Annotated in this window: 1 protein-coding gene; it reads right to left on the bottom strand. The window is 46.0% G+C overall.

All coding sequences use genetic code 11. From position 1 onward, the window contains the following. Positions 1–13 precede the first annotated feature (13 nt). On the bottom strand, positions 14–324 hold a 311-nt coding region (locus tag KH400_RS23580), incomplete at its 5' end, for a malic enzyme-like NAD(P)-binding protein (RefSeq protein ID WP_281418780.1).

Here is a 324-nt window from a genome sequence, read left to right as displayed (position 1 = left end):
TATTATGTCTGTGTTATGCCTTAGCGTATGCAATTACTGCATTTGAAACGGCATCGACGACACCATCATCAAATACGCGTGGTACAATGTGGTCTGCCGTTGGCGTAGTTATCATTTGTGTTAACCCTTCCGCCAATTTAACTTGCAGACGTAGTTCCACCTTCTTAATGTCCGTTGCTAACAATCCCTTGAACAATCCTGGGAACACCAACACATTGTTAACTTGGTTTGCCCATTGTGATGAGCCAGTTGCCGTAATCGCAGCGCCACCTTCATGCGCTTCTTCTGGCAAAATTTCAGGAACCGGGTTCGCCAGAGCAAAGA

Origin of the sequence: Desertibacillus haloalkaliphilus (genome assembly GCF_019039105.1) — a bacterium.
GTDB lineage: Bacteria > Bacillota > Bacilli > Bacillales > KJ1-10-99 > Desertibacillus > Desertibacillus haloalkaliphilus.
Note: the sequence above shows the minus strand (reverse complement) of the source record. Positions and strands in the feature narration are given on the sequence as shown.